This window comes from Vicinamibacterales bacterium (genome assembly GCA_036496585.1).
Classification (GTDB): Bacteria; Acidobacteriota; Vicinamibacteria; order Vicinamibacterales; family 2-12-FULL-66-21; genus JAICSD01.
The window spans coordinates 13,359-29,104 of the sequence record DASXLB010000039.1; the positions used below are offsets into that span (position 1 = coordinate 13,359).

The following is a 15,746-nucleotide window of genomic DNA, read 5'->3' on the forward strand; positions in this document are numbered from 1 at the left end:
CTCAGGACTCGCAACTGAATTGCCGCCAGGTCGCCGACGTGAAGGGATTGGCCGCGGCGCTCGATGGCTCGACGGTGATGTGGACGCGGTGATAGCGGTTCTTGACGTTGAGCAGCACGTGCTGCGGATCGGGGACACCCTCGCGGTATTCGTCGATCAGGCGGAACCACGCCCACGGCCCGCCGTACGCCTTGGTCGGATCGTAATAGCGGCTCTCCCACGCCGTCGTCGCGGAGCCGGCCTGAGGTCCCGGCCACACCCCCGGCTGCCGGAAGTGCTTGTCGTCGAAATTCTGTCCGTCCAACGCCAGGACGAACCGCGTCGCACTGCTGTCGAGATCGCTGAAGGTGACGAAGAACCGCACCGACGGCGTCTTCGACCCGGGCTGGAAGAACATGTCGCGTATCGCCTGTGCCGCCTGGAACTGGGCGAGCAGGGTGTTCGACAGCATCACCGATCCCGGCCGCCACGCCCAGACGGGCCCGGTCGTGTCGACTTGCTTGGCGAGACGATCCGAGAAGAACTTGTCGAACGCGCCGTCGAAGCCGAAGACCGTACCGAGGTCGGCCGGCTGCACGTCGACGTTCGAGTTGGCGAACGGATACTTGCCGGCAATCAGCGTCTGGCAGGCGGGCACGACCGTCTGCAGATAGAGGTTGTGGAGCTCCGACGTCGCTTCCTGGTTGACGGTGCCCTCGCTCCCTTCGCCGATCTGCGCGACCAGCGTCCGCAGACCAGGAGGCAGCACTTCCGTCTGCTGCCGCAGCGTCTGCATCAGCACGCGGAACGCCGGATTCGACAGAATCTGCACGGGACTGCCGCCGGCGACGTCGGGACCGAGCGTGTCGAGCTGCTGCTGGATCTCTCCGAGCGTCTTGAGGATGCCGTCGAGCTGCGTCTTGCCGGCTTCGCCCGCCGTGAGCTGCCGCGCCCACTGGAACTGCGCGGTGACGACCGTCCCAGGATTGACCGCCGCCATCCCGACGGCTCCCTGCACCGGCTTCATCAGATCCTCGAACTTCTGCTTGACGGACTGCGTCGCCTGACCGAGCGCGCCGGTCGGAGCCGACGCGGAGGATGCCTGCACCAGCGTCGTGTTGTCGGCGACGACGCGGAGCAGACCGCGGAGCGGGGACGTCGGCCCGGCGAGCAGCTGCAGCGCGGCGTCGAGCTGCGGAATCGTCGGGAACGTCGCGAACTGCAGATCCTCGAGCACCGCGTTCCAGGCCCGGATGTAGTCCTGCTCGTAGAGATTGGTGACCGTGGACACGAGGGAGCCCGCGTTGGCGAGCGCCCCCGTCGCGCTGTCTCCCCACACCCAGGAATCGTCGGCCATCCGCTTGAGCAGGACGGCGCGCCCCTCGGTGGTGATCTGCTTGAACGTGTCGCGGGTGTAGAGCGTCGGCATCGGCGTCGACAGCGGCACCCCGCTGCGGCGCCTGAACACGGTGTCGGCGCCGATGCCCGCCTGCTGATCGAGGCGCAGCCCCTGCGCGCCGGGCGGATCGGCGTAGATGCTCTTGATCTGGTTGTAGAGGATGCGCGCCATCGATGCCTGCTGGATGCTGGCGCGCGCCTGGGTGACGAGCGGACCGTCGAGCGCGACGGGCCGCAGCGTGCCGGCGTTGTCGAGAAGGCTCTTGAAATGCTGCGACGCCGCCTGCGCGATTGCCGGATCGGTCGCGTGCCACTCGAGATCCGCGAGCATCTGCAGGTGATCCTTGTCGAGATGCTTGGGTTCGCCCAGCATCAGGTATCCCTTCAGGTACTCGTAGAGCTTTTCCGGCTGCGTCGAGTACTGGCGCATGCGCGCGTGGATCTGCGAGGCGAGTCGCGGCAGCAGGATGCTGTCCAGTTCGCGCATGTAGGCGTCGCGAGCCGAGTTGCCGATCGCCCCCCCCTGATACAGCCCCCATCGCAGCAGCAGCGGCGTCGTGTCACGGTAGCGATTCGCCGAATCGACGACGCCGCGGATCGCGTCGAGCCGCGCGACGATCAGCTCCAGCGGCGAGGCCGGCGTGACCTTGGCGGTGTGCTCGAAGGTGTCGATGTCGGCGGCCGCCTGCGTCAGGTACTCGTGATTGCTCTTGTAGCTGACCGACAGTGCGACCACGCCGGCGGTGGCGAGAATTCCGGTGGCGGCATAGGCGCCGAGCTGGGCCGAGGCCTTTCGCAGCTCGAGCTGCCGGTTCACTCCGGCGAGCCCCGACTCGCCGATCATCACCGTCTTCAGCAGCGTTTCGACGAAGTACGCCTTGCCCGGCCCCTGCGGCGCCATGACCGCCGCGCCGGCGCCGAAGCGGCGGCCGATGCTGCCGAGCAGACGATCGATCGGGGTGCCTTCCTGGGTGCCGCTGGTGAAGTACACGCCGCGTAGCAGGATCTGGCCGCCGAACTCCCGCGAGGCGAAGACGTCGGTGAGCCATTCGGAGAGTGGCTCGCGCATCGTCGACATCTGCTGCGGGAACCCGAAGATCTTGGTCCGCCGCCGCGTGTCCCGCGCCTCCTGCATGCGGTCGACCACACGCTCGTTCAGGCGAGCCATCAGCGAATCGAACTCGGCGGGAAATACGCCGGGTCCCTCGTTCGCCACCGATTGTCCGTAGGGGAACGTCACCCCCCAGACCTGGGCGCGCCCGTCGGTGCGCAGGTCGTCGAAGTACTCGGCGAAGCCGTCAACGAGGTCGCACTTGGTGACCATCACGTACACGGGCAGCTGGATGCCGAGTTCGCGGCTGAGCTCTTCGAGGCGCCGCCGCGCCGCGTCGACATGCGCGCCGCGCGCCGAGGGGCCGCCGACCAGCAGGTCCTGCGCGTTGATCGTCAGGATGACGCCGTTGACCGGGCGGCGCGCGCGGTACTTGCGCAGCAGCGCCAGGAACTCGCTCCACCCGACGCTGTCGGAGGCCGCGTCGGAATCCTGGGTGGTGTAGCGGCCGGCCGTGTCGAGGAACACCGCCTCGTCGGCGAACCACCAGTCGCAGTTGCGGGTGCCGCCGACGCCGCGCAGCGCGCCCTTGCCGACCCGCTGCTCGAGCGGGAATTTCAGGCCGGAGTTGAGCAGCGCCGTCGTCTTGCCGGAGCCCGGTGCGCCGATGATCACGTACCACGGCAGGTCGTAGAGGCTCGTGCCGGAGGTCCGCTGCTGCTCCTTGAGCGCGCCGACCGCCTCCTCGAACCGCTCCCGCAGCTTGACCACTTCGGCCGGTGTCGCTTCCTCCTGGGCCTGCGGCCGCGGCGCCGCGACCGCCGCCAGCAGGCGATCCCCGGCGCGCATCGCGCGCAGCCGCTTGAGCAGCCGCCATGCGATCCAGCACCCGATGACCACGCCGATCGCGATCAGCCGGTTGGTCGGCGGATCGAGCGGACGCCAGTCGGCAAACGCGAAGTACGGTCCCGCGAACCAGATGAAGACGACGATCAGCAGCAGGCCGATCAGGATGACGACGGTGCGTTTCAGAAAGGCGAACATGTCTCGCTCAGCCTTCGCGAAGATGAATGATCTCGACGCGCCGGTTGCGTGCGCGGTTCTCGGGGGCCGACTCGGGACGGTACTTCGGCTCCGACGAGCCCATGCCCTGCCACGTCAGACGGGCGGGATTGTTGATCGCCTTCTTCAGGATGTTGGCGACGCTGACCGCGCGCTCGCGCGACAGCTCGAAGTTGTCGTGGAACTGGAACGATCGGATCGGCTGATCGTCGGTATGCCCGACGATCAGTACGCGGCCCGGCACCTGGTTGAGTGCCGCCGTGATGCGGTCCAGCGTCGCCTCGTAGGCCGGGTTGACGGTGGCGCTGCCGGAGCCGAACAGATCGCCGCTCGGCAGCGTGATCACCGTGCGGCCGCCGTCCTCGTCGACGCGCAGGGCGCCGGCGGCTTCCTGGGGGGCGAGCAGCCGCTTCAGCGTCGGCCCGGCGACCGGCGCGGGCGGCGGCGGCACCGCGAAATCCTCGATGCCGACGTGCGCCAGCTGGGCCTGCAGCGGATCGGCCTGATCCGACAACGCCGACCGGTAATAGACGAACGCGGCGGTGAGGATCACCGCGGCGGCGGCGGCGATCACCCACCACGGCACGTAGCGAATCAGCCGGTTGCGCTGATCCTCGAGACCCCGCCACTTGAGCGACAGCTCGGGAGACGCGGCGCCGCGCAGTCCGCGGATCGTCCGGAACAGCTCGTGCTGCAAGTCCTGCAGCTGTTCCTGACCGCGATCGACCATCTGATACTTGCCGGTGAAGCCGAGCGCGAGAATCAGGTGCTGCAGCTCGAGCAGATCGAGGTGGCGGGCCGGATCGGCCGAGATGCGGGTCAGCATCTCGAAGAACTTCTCGCCCCCCCACGCCTCGCGGTGGAGCGCGACGAGCACCGGGTGCTGCGACCACTCGCTCTGCGCCCCCCAGGGCGTCGAGAGCACGGCCTCGTCGAGCGCGGCGCAAATCGCGTAGCGCGCCGCCAGCACGATCTCGGTGCGGATTCCGGCCGCGCGCGCTTGATCCTCGAACCGGCGGATCTCTTCGAGGACGTGCCGCCGCAGGCCGGCGACGTCCATCGCGGCCGGCGCGCTGCGCAGCTGTCCGGTGAGCAGCAGCAGAGGAATCGCCGCCTGCACGAGCGGATTCAGTCCGAGCCCGAGCGACGCGCGCGCCGCGTCGGGAATCGCCTCGACGTCGGCGGGCCGCACCGCCGGACCGCGGTGCGTCGGCGGATCCGGCATCCCGCGCCGGCCGGCGCCGGGCCTCGGGCGATGCGTCAGATCCGACGGCTGGAACGGATCGTCGTTGTCCGCCATCAAGAATCCTTCAGCCGCGGATCGCCCAGAATTCCATCGCCAGTCCCGGGAAGTCGCCGGAGACGTAGATCGCCACGCCGCCGGACCCCTTCATTTGGTCCCACAGTTCATGACTCTGATCGAGTTCGAAGTACGCGTAGCCGGCGTGGTAGGGGATCTGTCGCGGCGCGACCGGCATCGCCACCACCGGCACACCGGGCAGGCCCTGCCGGACCAGATCGCCGATGCGCTCCGCCGGCGCGATCTTGACCTGCGCCGGGAACCGCTGCCGCAGCGTCTCGGCCGGACCGTCGGCGTGCGCCGCGAGGATGAACACCGCCGAGGTGAGCAGCGACCGGTCGGGCACGATCGCGACGCTGATCCCGAACTTCCGCGGTTCGAGCGGAATCGGGATCGCGTTCTGCGTCATGACCTTGCTCATCGATTCGCGCAGCGACGCAATCACCGGATCGAACGTCTCCTTCAGGTGATCGTGGCGGTACATCGGAAACTTCGGGGTGCGCTTGGCGGTGGTCGTGAAGGTCGCGAGCTCGCCGGCCGCCGCCACGCAGAACCGGTACAGCGCCTCCGGGTGCACGGCCGCCGTGTCGGCGAAGTGCGCGAGCACCGGCTCGTAGCGGTTGATCGCCTGCAGCATCAGGAAGTCGGCCAGCTCCGACGCGGCGCCACGGCTCGTCGCCGCGACGCGGCCGCCGAGCGCTTCGCCGCGCTGGTGGAACAGTCCGAGCAGTTCGGTCGCCAGCGTCGCCAGCCGCGTCGCCGCGCGCAGCTGCAGGATCGTCGGGATGAACGCGTCGTCGAGCACGACCTGCTGGTCGGCGCGGCACTCGACCACCCTCGCCAGCGGGATGCAGGCGTAGGCCTCGGTGACCTCGCGCTGCGGCAGCAGCCGCGTCCTGAGCGCCGAGACCTCGACGGTCGCCGGCTCGCCGCCTCCAGCCGCGACGTTGGCGACCTGGAATTCGCGGACCTCCTGGCGGATCAGATCGTTGACGCCCGCCGTCCGGCCGGACTCGACCTCGCCGGCCCGGCGCAGCGGCACCGCGAGATGGATGCGCTCGTCGCGCAGGTCGGCGCCGACGTCGAGCGGCGGTGGCAGCGGATCGTCGTCCGGCATCCGGAACGGGGTGCCGTCGGGCAGCACGCCGGCCAGGCGGCGCAGGCCGATCTTGCCGATCTTCAGGAAGTCGCGCTCGAATTCGACCTCGGTGAAACCCCAGCTGTAGGGGATCAGCGACTGGCAGCGCGCCTCTACGTAACGCTCGAAATAGCGATCCTGCTGCTGGAAGTGCTGCGGCTGCAGGAAGAGCCCTTCGGACCAGACGACGCGGTTGTGGGCGGACATCGGCGTGTGCCCCACAATCTACAACGAATGGGTCACGATCGCTCGTCGCCCGGATCCGACCCGTCGCGCGACCCGCGCGCGTGGCGCTGCGCCTTGAGCTGCCGGAACTGCTCCTCGTAGGCCTTCCGGAACTGCTCGCCGAACAGCCGTTCGAACGCCGCCTCCGGATCCCGGGCCAATTCGCCGCGCCTGGCGCGGTACAAATCCCAGTAGCGCATCTTTGCCGGCACGAGCGCCAGCGAGCTCTTGCCGAGCTGGCTGTCGAACTGCTCCTGCATCTTGTCGGGATCGGTATCGGCCAGCATCGTGTCGAACGCCACCCGCATCCCGGCGAGCATCGCCAGCTGGTGGTCGCGGAGATCGTCGAAGGCGTCGGCAAACGCCTCCACCGGGCGCAGGTAGGCGGGGTTGCGCTTGACGAGGAGGTTGTGCAGCGCGTCCTCGACGTTGACCGAGAACTTCAGAGGGTTGTTGTCGGCCTGGCGGAAGATCGTCTGCTGCATCCGGAACTCTTCCTTGATGCGCTGGCGGGACTGGAGGACGTCCATCAGCCCGGCGACGACGACGTTGAGAATCTGCCCGATGTTGCGCGTCAGCTCCGGCGTCACGACCGCGTCGGGGATGCCGGCGCCGGCCAGCAGGTCGGCGAGATCCGACGGGGCGCGCGAGGCGGCCGCTGGCGTGCGCGGCCTCGGCGGCGGTGGTGACGCGACTGGCGCCGCGGCATGGGGCGGCTCAGACGGGAGCGGCGGAGCCGCCGGCGCCTTCGACGCCGGCGCGATCGGCGGACGCGTGCTTTCCGGATCCACGGGCGCGGCGACCGGCGGCGGGACCTCGCGCGGCGGCGGCAGGGGAGCACTCGCCGGGTCGGTGGGCGCCGAGAACAGATCGTCAGCCGGAGGAGGCGCGGGTGGCGCCGCGGGTTCTCTCCGAGCCACCGGGGGCGGCACCGGCACGGCTCCCGACGGCGGCCGCTGCGGATCCGATCCGCCGCTCTCGCGCCGCCGCCGCCACACCGCCGAGTCGCCCGGTCTTGGCCGCAGCGGCGCGGAAGACGGCGGCCGCGCCGGCGCGATCGGCGGGGCAATCGGCTCGATCGGATCGTCGGCGAGCGGGTTATAGCCGGCCGGAATTGCCGGCGCGGCGGCCGGCGTCTTCGGCGGCGGGCCCGGCGATGGCATGATCACCGGCGGTTGATAGTGCTGTCCCAGACTGCCGGGATCGTCCGAGGGCAGCTCGGCGCGCTTGCGCGGCGCCGGCGCACCGACCGGATCGAAGAACTTCAGCGGATCGACCTCTCCCGATTCCGCCCTGTCCGGGAGAATGGCGCCGCCGGGGAGCGGCGACGAGGAGGGCGCCGGCGTCAGCCGGAACGGATCGTCGTCGGCGAACGGATCGCCCGCCGGCGCGCGCGCCGCCCCTCCCTGGTCGATCCAGATCGTCATCTCGTACGGCTCGATGAAGAGCCGATCGCCGGACTTCAGCGGGTAGGGGCGATTGCGCACGAGGCGATTGTCGGGTGCGTTGACGCACACCCCGTTGCGGCTGGCGTCCTCGATGTAGAACGCGCCATTCGTGAAGGTGATGCGCGCGTGCAGGCCCGACACCTTGTTGTGCGGCAGCACCCAGGCGTTGGTGGCCGCCCGTCCGATGGTGCCGCCTTCCTCGCCGAAGACGTGGGTGGCGTCGGACGACCGAGCTCCCGTCGCGTCGCTCAATTCCAGGGTAAGGGTCACCGCCAAAGCGCCTCTGGCCGCCAGTGTACCGCATGCGCGGCGGCGCGCGCGGCGGCGCTGCCGGGCCGGTGGCATAATTGGCTGCGGTCCGAGGCCGGCAGGCCCATCTCGACGACTCACCAGCCGACGCCTGCCGCTGTCCCGACCCGTCGCGGCGCGATATGCAACGTTGCGTAATGGATACGTAGATTAACGTGAGGACCGCGATGGCTCGGAGCTCGGCGACGGCGCGGCGGCGGCAGGGCGCGGCCCTCGCGGGTGCCGGCACGCAGGGTGCAGGAGGCGGGGACGCGGCCGCGGACCGCCGGCACCTGCCCGGCAAAATCGCGCCCGCGCTCGACACGATTGTAAGCCGGTGTCTCATTTCAGCGGCGGGAGGATCGCATGAACCGTCTAGTCCACCTGATTGCGGCGTTGACGATGGTCGTCGCAGCGGCGGCCCCCGCCTCCGCCCAGACCCCGCCGCCGGCTGGCCATGTCAAGAACGTGTCGGGCTCGGTGACGATTGTCCGCGGCCGGGTCGCGACTCCGGCGAAGGCGGGCGACGCCGTCTACGCGAACGACACGCTGCGCACTGCCGCCGACGGCGCCGTCGGGATCACGCTGCGCGACGACACGCGCGTCTCGCTCGGGCCCGACAGCGAGCTGAACATCGATCACTACGTGTACGCGCCCGGCGAGGGCGGCCTGGGCATGGTGCTCAAGTTCGTGCGCGGCGTCGCGGTCTATGTGTCTGGCCGCATCGCGAAGCTCGCCCCCGATTCGATCCGGCTGGAAACGCCGTCGGCCATCGTCGGCGTCCGGGGCACGACCGTCGCCATCCGGGTCGGCGCCTAGCGGGGCGGCCGGCCGTCGTGGCTGGATGGCCCAAGCGGAGCGGATGGCTGCTCGGCGCACTGCTCGCATTGGTAGCGATGGCGGGCTGCGGAGCGAAGCGCGCCGCGCCGGCCGCGCCGGCGCAGCCTCCGGCCCCGGCGCTGATCGTGCTCCTGCCCGATCCCGAGACGCACGTCACCGGCCACATCCGCGTCGGCAACGAATTCGGGTCGATCGATCTCACGACGCCGCGGGCGTCGGTACGCACGACGGCGTCGGCCGCGCCAGGCCCGGCCGTGACCTTGACCGACGAGGAGGTCACCCGACTCTTCGGCGCGGCGCTCGCCGCGCTGCCGCCGTCGCCGCGGCACTTCACGTTGCAGTTCAAGTTCGAGTCCGACGCCTTGACCGACACCTCGGCGGCGCTCGTGCCCGACATCCTCGCCGCGGTGAAGGCGCTGCCGGTGCCCGAGGTGATGATCGTCGGGCACACCGACACCATGGGCGACCGGAAATCGAACGTCGCGCTCGGCCTCAAGCGCGCGACCGCGGTGCGCAGCATCCTGGAGCAGGCGGGCCTGTCGCCGACGCTCGTCGAGGTGACCTCGCACGGCGAAGCCGATCTACTCGTCAAGACGCCCGACAACACGCCGGAGCCGCGCAATCGCCGCGTCGAGATCACGGTGAGGTGAGCGTGCGGTGCTGAAGCTGACGGCCCCCCCGCGGCGTCGTCTCGTCCTGCTGAGCGGCGTCGTCCCCGTGCTGTTTGCGGCGATTCTCGCGATCTACCGTCCGCCGCTGTTCGCGCGTCTCGACGATGCGGTCTACGACATGGCCGTGCGATCGGCCGGGGTGCGCCCGCCGCTCGATCGCGTCGTCGTCGTGGACGTCGACGAGCGCAGTCTGGCCGCGGTCGGCCAGTGGCCGTGGCGGCGCGACGTCATGGGCCGGTTGATCGCCGGCATCCGCGAGGCCGGCGCCGCGGTGACCGCCATCGACGTCATCTTCGCCGAATCGGATCGCCACGATCTCGGTCCTGCGGCGCAGGGCCACGTCGATCCCGCTTCGCCCGACGCGGCGCTGGCCGGTGTGCTGCGCGACAGCGGCGCCGTGCTCGGCTACGGCTTGATGTTCGACGCCGGTGCGCCGGTCGGACGCGGGTGCGCGCTGCATCCGCTGCCGCTGGTCATCGTCAGGCCGGGCGGCGACGAAGAGACCGAGCCGTTCTTCCATGCGACCGGCGTCGTCTGCAATCTTCCGGTGCTGACCAACGCGGCCGCCCGGTCGGGATTCCTCAACGCCGCGCCTGACGCCGACGGCATCCTTCGGCGCGCGCCGCTCCTCGTCGGACTCGGCGGCCGCGTCTACCCGAGCCTGGCGCTGACCGCCTACGCCGCGCTCGCCGGCGACGCACATCCGACGCTGCGGGTAGCGACCGTGAATGCCGCGACGCTGTCGATCGGCGATCTCGCGATACCACTCGACGGCAAGGGCAACCTGCTGCTGGGGTTCCGCGGCAAGCGGCGGACGTTCCCGTACGTGTCGGCGGTCGACGTGATTAACGGGACCGTCCCGCGCGACGCGCTGCGCGGCCGTCTCGTGCTGGTCGGCACGACAGCACTCGGCACGCGTGAAGTGGTCGCCACGCCGTTCGACACGCAGTTCGTGGGCGTCGAAGTCCAGGCCACCGCCATCGACAACCTGCTGCAGCGTGATTTCGTCCACCGCTCGCCGTACGGCACGTCGATCGACACGGTGATCGTCGTCCTCGCCGGCGCCGCGGTGGCGACGCTCGTCGCGCTCTCGGGGGTGACCGCGGGCCTGCTCAGCGGCGCCGCGCTCGTCGTCGGGTTCTGGTGGGCTGGGACCTGGCTGCTGGCGACGCGCCATCTGTTCGTCTCGTCGCTGTCGCCGTCGGTGGCTGTCGTCGTCACGCTCGCGGTGACGACGCTGGCGCGATTCACCGTCGAGCGCGGCCGCGCCCGGCTCGCCGGTGCCGAGAAGACGACCGCGCAGCGATTGATGGTGCAGACACTGCTCTCGCTGACGGAAGTCCGCGACGCGGAGACCGGCCGCCATTCGCTGCGGACCCAGCAGTACGCGCGCCTGCTCGCCGAGCCGCTGGCCGCGCACCCGCGCTTTCACGACTTCCTGACCCACGAGCACATCGAGCTGCTCTGCCGCCTGGCGCCGCTCCACGACATCGGCAAGGTCGGCATTCCCGACCGCGTCCTCAACAAACCCGGACCGCTGACGCCAGAGGAATCGCTCGAGATGCGGCGGCATCCCGAGCTGGGGCGCGACGTGATCGTCCGCGCCGAGGCGCGGGTCGGCGTCCGCGACGACGCGACGCTGCAGATGGCCAAGGACATCGTCTACACCCATCACGAACGGTGGGACGGCAGCGGCTACCCGCGCGGCCTGCGCGCCACGCAGATTCCGATCGCCGGGCGGATCATGGCGCTCGTCGACGTCTACGACGCCACGCGTGCGCGATCGCTCTACCGTCCCTGCCTGTCACACCAGCAGGCGGTCGACCTCATCGTCGGCGGCCGCGAGACCCATTTCGATCCCGACGTCGTCGACGCCTTTCTGCGTGTGTCGAAAGCGTTCGAAGAAGTATCGATCGCTGTCGGCGCCGGGGCGTGAAGGGGCGCCGCAGTCGGTGCCGAGGGTGCTAATGGTGCCAAGGGGGCCAAGGGTGCAGGTGCGGAGGGTGCCAAGGGGCTAAGGGTGCTGGTGCCGGGGTGCTCAGGCGCCCTTGGCACCCGCACCATTAGCACCCCTTGGCACCATTAGCCCCCTTGGCACCCTCCGCACCAGCCCCTTGGCACCCTCGGCGCCGTTAGCACCCTTAGCACCTTCGCGCAGGCCCCTACAGCGTCCGCCGAGCCATCCACTCGCGGTAGAGCGAGTCGTTGACCGTGTAGCGGCCTGCCTCCTTCATGACGATGTCCTGCTTGACGAGCGCGGCCAGGGCCGTCTGGACGCTCGACGCGGCGGGCAGCCGATGCCGCAGCCGCACGCCGGCCGACAGCAGTTCGCGCCCCTCTTCGAGGACGATGGCGCGGAGCACGGCGCGCTGCGCGAGCGTGAGCCGCTGCCAGGCCTCTTCGAATACCGTGTGCTGCTCGTCGAGCAGCCGTCCGAGCGTCAGGTGCAGATCGTCGAGTCCGGCGGTCCGTCTTCCCGCCGCGCGGACGTCGTCCCACGCTTCGTGCGCCAGACGCTGCACGTCGTAAGGCACGTTGCCGGCGAGCTCGACGATCGCCGCGCCGAGCCCGTCCTCGACGCGGATGCCGGTGCGCGAGAACTTCGTCTCGATGAACGCCGCGAACAGCCGCTCGTCGATCCTGCCGAGACGGATCACCGGACCGGCCTTGTAGAACGGCCGCCGCGGCGTCAACATCCGTTCCATCAGCGACGGCTCCGATCCGGCAAAGACGTAGCCGACCGATCGCTGTTCCTGCACGGCGGCCCGCAGCGCCTGCTCGACGTTGCCGCCGTCGAAGGCGGCGATCGCCTGGAATTCGTCGAGCGCGACCGCCAATCGCTGCCGGCGAACCTCGGCGAGGCGGCCCGGGAGGGCGAAGACTTCCGCCGCCAGTCGTGCCGCGTCGCGCGGCGAGCGCACCCCGGGGAAGGTGAGGGCGACGCGCGACGGGCCGCTGCTGTCGATGCGCAGCTCGGGGCGCACGCCATTCAGCAGCTGCGCCGCCCACCGGCGCAGCCCGCCGACCGGCGTATCGGCGGCGAGCAGCAGCGCGCGGGCGTAGGCTTCGAGGAACGCGACATACGAGCTCGAGGCGGCGACCGTCACCTCGATGGTCAGGAGTCCCTCGGCGGCGAGCGTCTTCATGACGCCGCGGATGAGCGACGACTTGCCGTAGCGCCGCGGCGAGATCAGAAACACCTTCTGACCTTCCGCCAGATCGCGCCGCAGGCGGTCCCGCTCCGTTTCGCGATCGGCGAAGGCCGAGGCGGGGATCACTTCGCCGTAGACGAACGGGTTGACCGTGCCCATGACGGCAGTATACGTGATCGTTATGCAGTTCTGCGTAATCGAGCCGGCCGCCGCCCCTAGAGCGCCGCCAGCGCCGCCGCGGTGACGCCGGCGGTGGTGCCGTGGCCGCCCAGATCGGGCGTCAGCGCGCCGCCGTCGGCGAGCACCGACCGCACGGCCTGCTCGACGCGCGCGGCGGCGAGGGTCTCGCCGAGGAACTCGAGGAGCATCGCGCCGGCCAGCATCGCCGCCAGCGGGTTGGCGACGCCCTTGCCCGCGATGTCCGGCGCCGAGCCGTGGACGGGCTCGAACAGCGACGGCGCGGTGCGCGCCGGGTTGAGATTGGCGCTCGGCGCCAGTCCGAGGCTGCCGGTGATCGCCGCGCTCAGGTCGGTGAGGATGTCCCCGAACAGGTTCGACGCGACCATCACGTCGAAGTCGATCGGCCGCCGCACCAGGTCCATGCACGCGGCATCGACGAGCAGCGACTCGGTGCGGATGTCGGGGAAGTCGCGGGCGACGGCGCTGAACACCCGATCCCAGAACGCCATGCTGTAGCCCTGCGCGTTCGATTTGGTCACCGAGGTGACGAGCCGCTTGCCGTGCCGGCGCCGCGCCAGCTCGAACGCGAAGCGGATCACCCGTTCGGTGCCGTGCCGGGTGAACGTCGCCGTCTGCATCGCGACTTCGAAGGGCGTGTCTGGGTAGAGCCCGCCGCCGATCTGTGCGTATTCCCCCTCGGTGTTCTCGCGGACCACGACGAAGTCGATGTCGCCGCCGTTACGGCCCACCAGCGGCCCCCGCACCCCCGGGTAGAGCACCGCCGGCCGCACGCAGGCGTACTGATCGAAGCCGCGGCGGATCGGCAGCAACAGGCCGTTCAGCGTGACGTTGTCCTGGATGCGCGGGTCGCCGACCGCGCCGAACAGGATGGCGTCGAACGGCCGGAGCAGATCGAGCGCGTTCTCCGGCATCATCCGCCCGTGATCGAGATAGTGCTGCGAGCCCCATGGAAAGTGCTGCCACTCGCAGCGGAAGCCGCCTGCGGCGGCGGCGTCGAGCACGGCGATCGCCGCGGGCGTCACTTCCTGGCCGATCCCGTCGCCGGGGATGACGGCGATGCGATACGTCTTCATGCGATGCTCACCACAAGCCCAAGACCTTCCACCAGAGAAACCCGATCGGCAGCCAGATCGCCAGGTGCGCGAGCGACACGATGAAGCCGATCCGCCACCACGCCGGCTGCGACACATACCCGGCGCCGAACACGATCGGCGCCGGCCCTGTCCCGTAGTGCGTCATCGCGGCGTTGACGTTCGACAGCACGCCGAATGCCACGGCCGCGACGAGCGGCGGCGCGCCGAGCGCCATCGCCGTCGCGAAGAACGCCGGAAACATCGCCGTGACGTGCGCGACCAGGCTCGCGAACGCGTAGTGCGCGTAAAGATACACGATGAGCATGACGACGAGCGCCCACCACCAGGGCCAGCCGTGGACGGCCGTCGCCAGCCCCTGCGCGAAGGCCTTCGGGAAGCCCGCCTTCTCGAGCTGACCCGCGAGCATCATCAGGCCGCCGAACCAGACGAACACGTCCCACGCGCTTTTTTCTTCGATGATGTCGCGCCACTCGAGCACGCCGACGAGGAGCAGCATCGCCACGCCGAGCATGGCGGCCGTGGTCGGCGAGATCGCGAGCCAGTCGCCGGCGATCCAGAGCGCCAGCACCACGCTGAAGACGATCAACATGCCGCGCTCCCGTCCCGACAACGGACCCATCGCCGCAAGCCGCTCCGCGGCAAGCGTGCGGGCGGCCGCGGTATCGGTGCGTTCCGGCGGCGACAGGCGGTAGACGAGGTACGGAATGGCGATGAGCGCGACGATGCCGGGAACCGAGGCCGCCACCGCCCATAGCGTCCAGGTCAGCCGCACCGCGGATCCCTGTCGCACGATGTCGGCGACGAGCGGATTGGGGGCGCACGCCGTCAGGAACATCGCCGAGACGACGAGGTCGCCGTGATAGAGCGTGAGCAGCAGGAAGCTGCCGATGCGCGACGCGGTAGGGCCCGGTTCCGAGTCGAAGACGCGCGCGACGTTGAGCGTGATGGGGAAAAGGATGCCGCCGGCGCGCGCCGTGTTCGACGCCGTCATCGGCGCCATCACGAGATCGGCGAGGACGATCGAATAGCCGAGGCCGAGCGGGCTGCCGCCGACCCGCTTCACGATGCCGTAGGCGATGCGCTCGCCGAGGCGCGTGACGACCAGCCCGCGCGCGAAGAGAAACGCCGCCAGGATCAGCCAGACGGTGACATTGGCGTAGCCCGAGAGCCCGTCCTGAATCGAGAAGAGCCGCAAGAGCGCGCCCATCGCGATCGTGCCGATCATCAGCGCCCCGGCCGCGACCGGCCGGGTGATCAGCGCGCAGATCGCGGCGGCAAAGAGACACAACAGGCTCCAGCTGCGCGTGTCGAAGTGACCGTGCGGGAGCACCCAGATGAGGCCGGCCGTGGCCAGCGGCACGATCCAGCGCCAGGACGAGGGCATCGGCGCGCCTATCGTATGTCACCGCGGCCAAACGGCAGCGGAGCACGGAACCGGCTCAACGGCTAGGATGCGTGGCTGGACGAGTCGCGTGCTGACGGCGCCGCGTCAGAATCTGATCCGGACGCCGGCTGCCACTTCAACCCCCCCGGCCTTGACCGTCTGGTGACCGATCGTGGCGTCCTCGAACTTCACGTCGCCGGTGCTGTAACGAATCAGACCCCCGATCCCCACCGCTGACGATCGTGGATACGAAATGTCGACGCCCGCGTTGAATCCCACCGCCGACTTCGACAGGGATTTCGTCGTCGCGCTGGCGAACGTCGCGGCGTCGAACGGATAGGTCTCGCTGACGTTCACGCCCGACACGAAGTCCTGCTTGAGATTGAAGAACGTCGGTCCGCCCATCACCTTGACGTCCACGGCAGCGATCGGCAACGCGTACATCAGATCGACGTGCACGTCCTGTTCGTCGTGAGTGACGTCGCCGGGTGATGAATTTTGTGACAAGCCCGGAT

11 protein-coding genes are annotated in these 15,746 nt (G+C 69.9%); 3 read left to right on the forward strand and 8 right to left on the reverse strand.

Going from position 1 to position 15,746, the window contains the following annotated elements; genetic code table 11:
• Position 1 precedes the first annotated feature (1 nt).
• The 4 genes from tssM to tagH are packed head-to-tail and all read right to left on the reverse strand — an operon-like array spanning position 2 to position 7,871.
• Positions 2–3,472 (reverse strand): type VI secretion system membrane subunit TssM, encoded by a 3,471-nt coding sequence (tssM, locus tag VGI12_12390; protein ID HEY2433465.1) that lies wholly within the window; start codon positions 3,470–3,472, stop codon positions 2–4.
• A 7-nt stretch (positions 3,473–3,479) separates the two neighbouring features.
• Complete coding sequence (gene icmH / locus VGI12_12395) at positions 3,480–4,790, reverse strand: type IVB secretion system protein IcmH/DotU (GenBank protein ID HEY2433466.1); 1,311 nt, start codon at positions 4,788–4,790, stop codon at positions 3,480–3,482.
• Positions 4,791–4,800: 10 nt separating this feature from the next.
• Positions 4,801–6,135 (reverse strand): type VI secretion system baseplate subunit TssK, encoded by a 1,335-nt coding sequence (gene tssK, locus VGI12_12400; protein ID HEY2433467.1) that lies wholly within the window; start codon positions 6,133–6,135, stop codon positions 4,801–4,803.
• Positions 6,136–6,167: 32 nt separating this feature from the next.
• Positions 6,168–7,871 carry a type VI secretion system-associated FHA domain protein TagH gene (gene tagH, locus VGI12_12405; protein ID HEY2433468.1) on the reverse strand — a complete coding sequence of 568 codons (1,704 nt, stop codon included), beginning with the start codon at positions 7,869–7,871 and terminating at the stop codon, positions 6,168–6,170.
• Between the two features lie 384 nt (positions 7,872–8,255).
• On the opposite strand from tagH, the gene VGI12_12410 reads away from it, so the two are divergent.
• Genes VGI12_12410 through VGI12_12420 form a run of 3 tightly spaced genes read left to right on the forward strand, consistent with a single transcriptional unit; the run spans position 8,256 to position 11,336 of the window.
• Entirely contained in the window at positions 8,256–8,708 is a 453-nt protein-coding gene (locus VGI12_12410) for a FecR domain-containing protein (protein HEY2433469.1), read from the forward strand.
• Between the two features lie 17 nt (positions 8,709–8,725).
• Entirely contained in the window at positions 8,726–9,379 is a 654-nt protein-coding gene (locus VGI12_12415) for an OmpA family protein (protein ID HEY2433470.1), read from the forward strand.
• Positions 9,380–9,386: 7 nt separating this feature from the next.
• A complete protein-coding gene (locus VGI12_12420) occupies positions 9,387–11,336 on the forward strand; it encodes a CHASE2 domain-containing protein (protein ID HEY2433471.1) in 1,950 nt (649 codons plus the stop codon).
• Positions 11,337–11,562: 226 nt separating this feature from the next.
• On the opposite strand, the gene VGI12_12425 is transcribed toward VGI12_12420, so the two are convergent.
• From VGI12_12425 to VGI12_12440, 4 genes are all read right to left on the reverse strand, one after another.
• Positions 11,563–12,711 carry a hypothetical protein gene (locus VGI12_12425; protein HEY2433472.1) on the reverse strand — a complete coding sequence of 383 codons (1,149 nt, stop codon included), beginning with the start codon at positions 12,709–12,711 and terminating at the stop codon, positions 11,563–11,565.
• 56 nt (positions 12,712–12,767) lie between these two features.
• Complete coding sequence (locus VGI12_12430) at positions 12,768–13,826, reverse strand: 3-isopropylmalate dehydrogenase (GenBank protein ID HEY2433473.1); 1,059 nt, start codon at positions 13,824–13,826, stop codon at positions 12,768–12,770.
• A gap of 7 nt (positions 13,827–13,833) precedes the next feature.
• Complete coding sequence (locus tag VGI12_12435) at positions 13,834–15,231, reverse strand: DASS family sodium-coupled anion symporter (protein HEY2433474.1); 1,398 nt, start codon at positions 15,229–15,231, stop codon at positions 13,834–13,836.
• 105 nt (positions 15,232–15,336) lie between these two features.
• Positions 15,337–15,738: a hypothetical protein gene (locus VGI12_12440; protein ID HEY2433475.1), complete on the reverse strand. Its 402-nt coding sequence runs from the start codon at positions 15,736–15,738 to the stop codon at positions 15,337–15,339.
• Between the last annotated feature and the right edge of the window lie 8 nt (positions 15,739–15,746).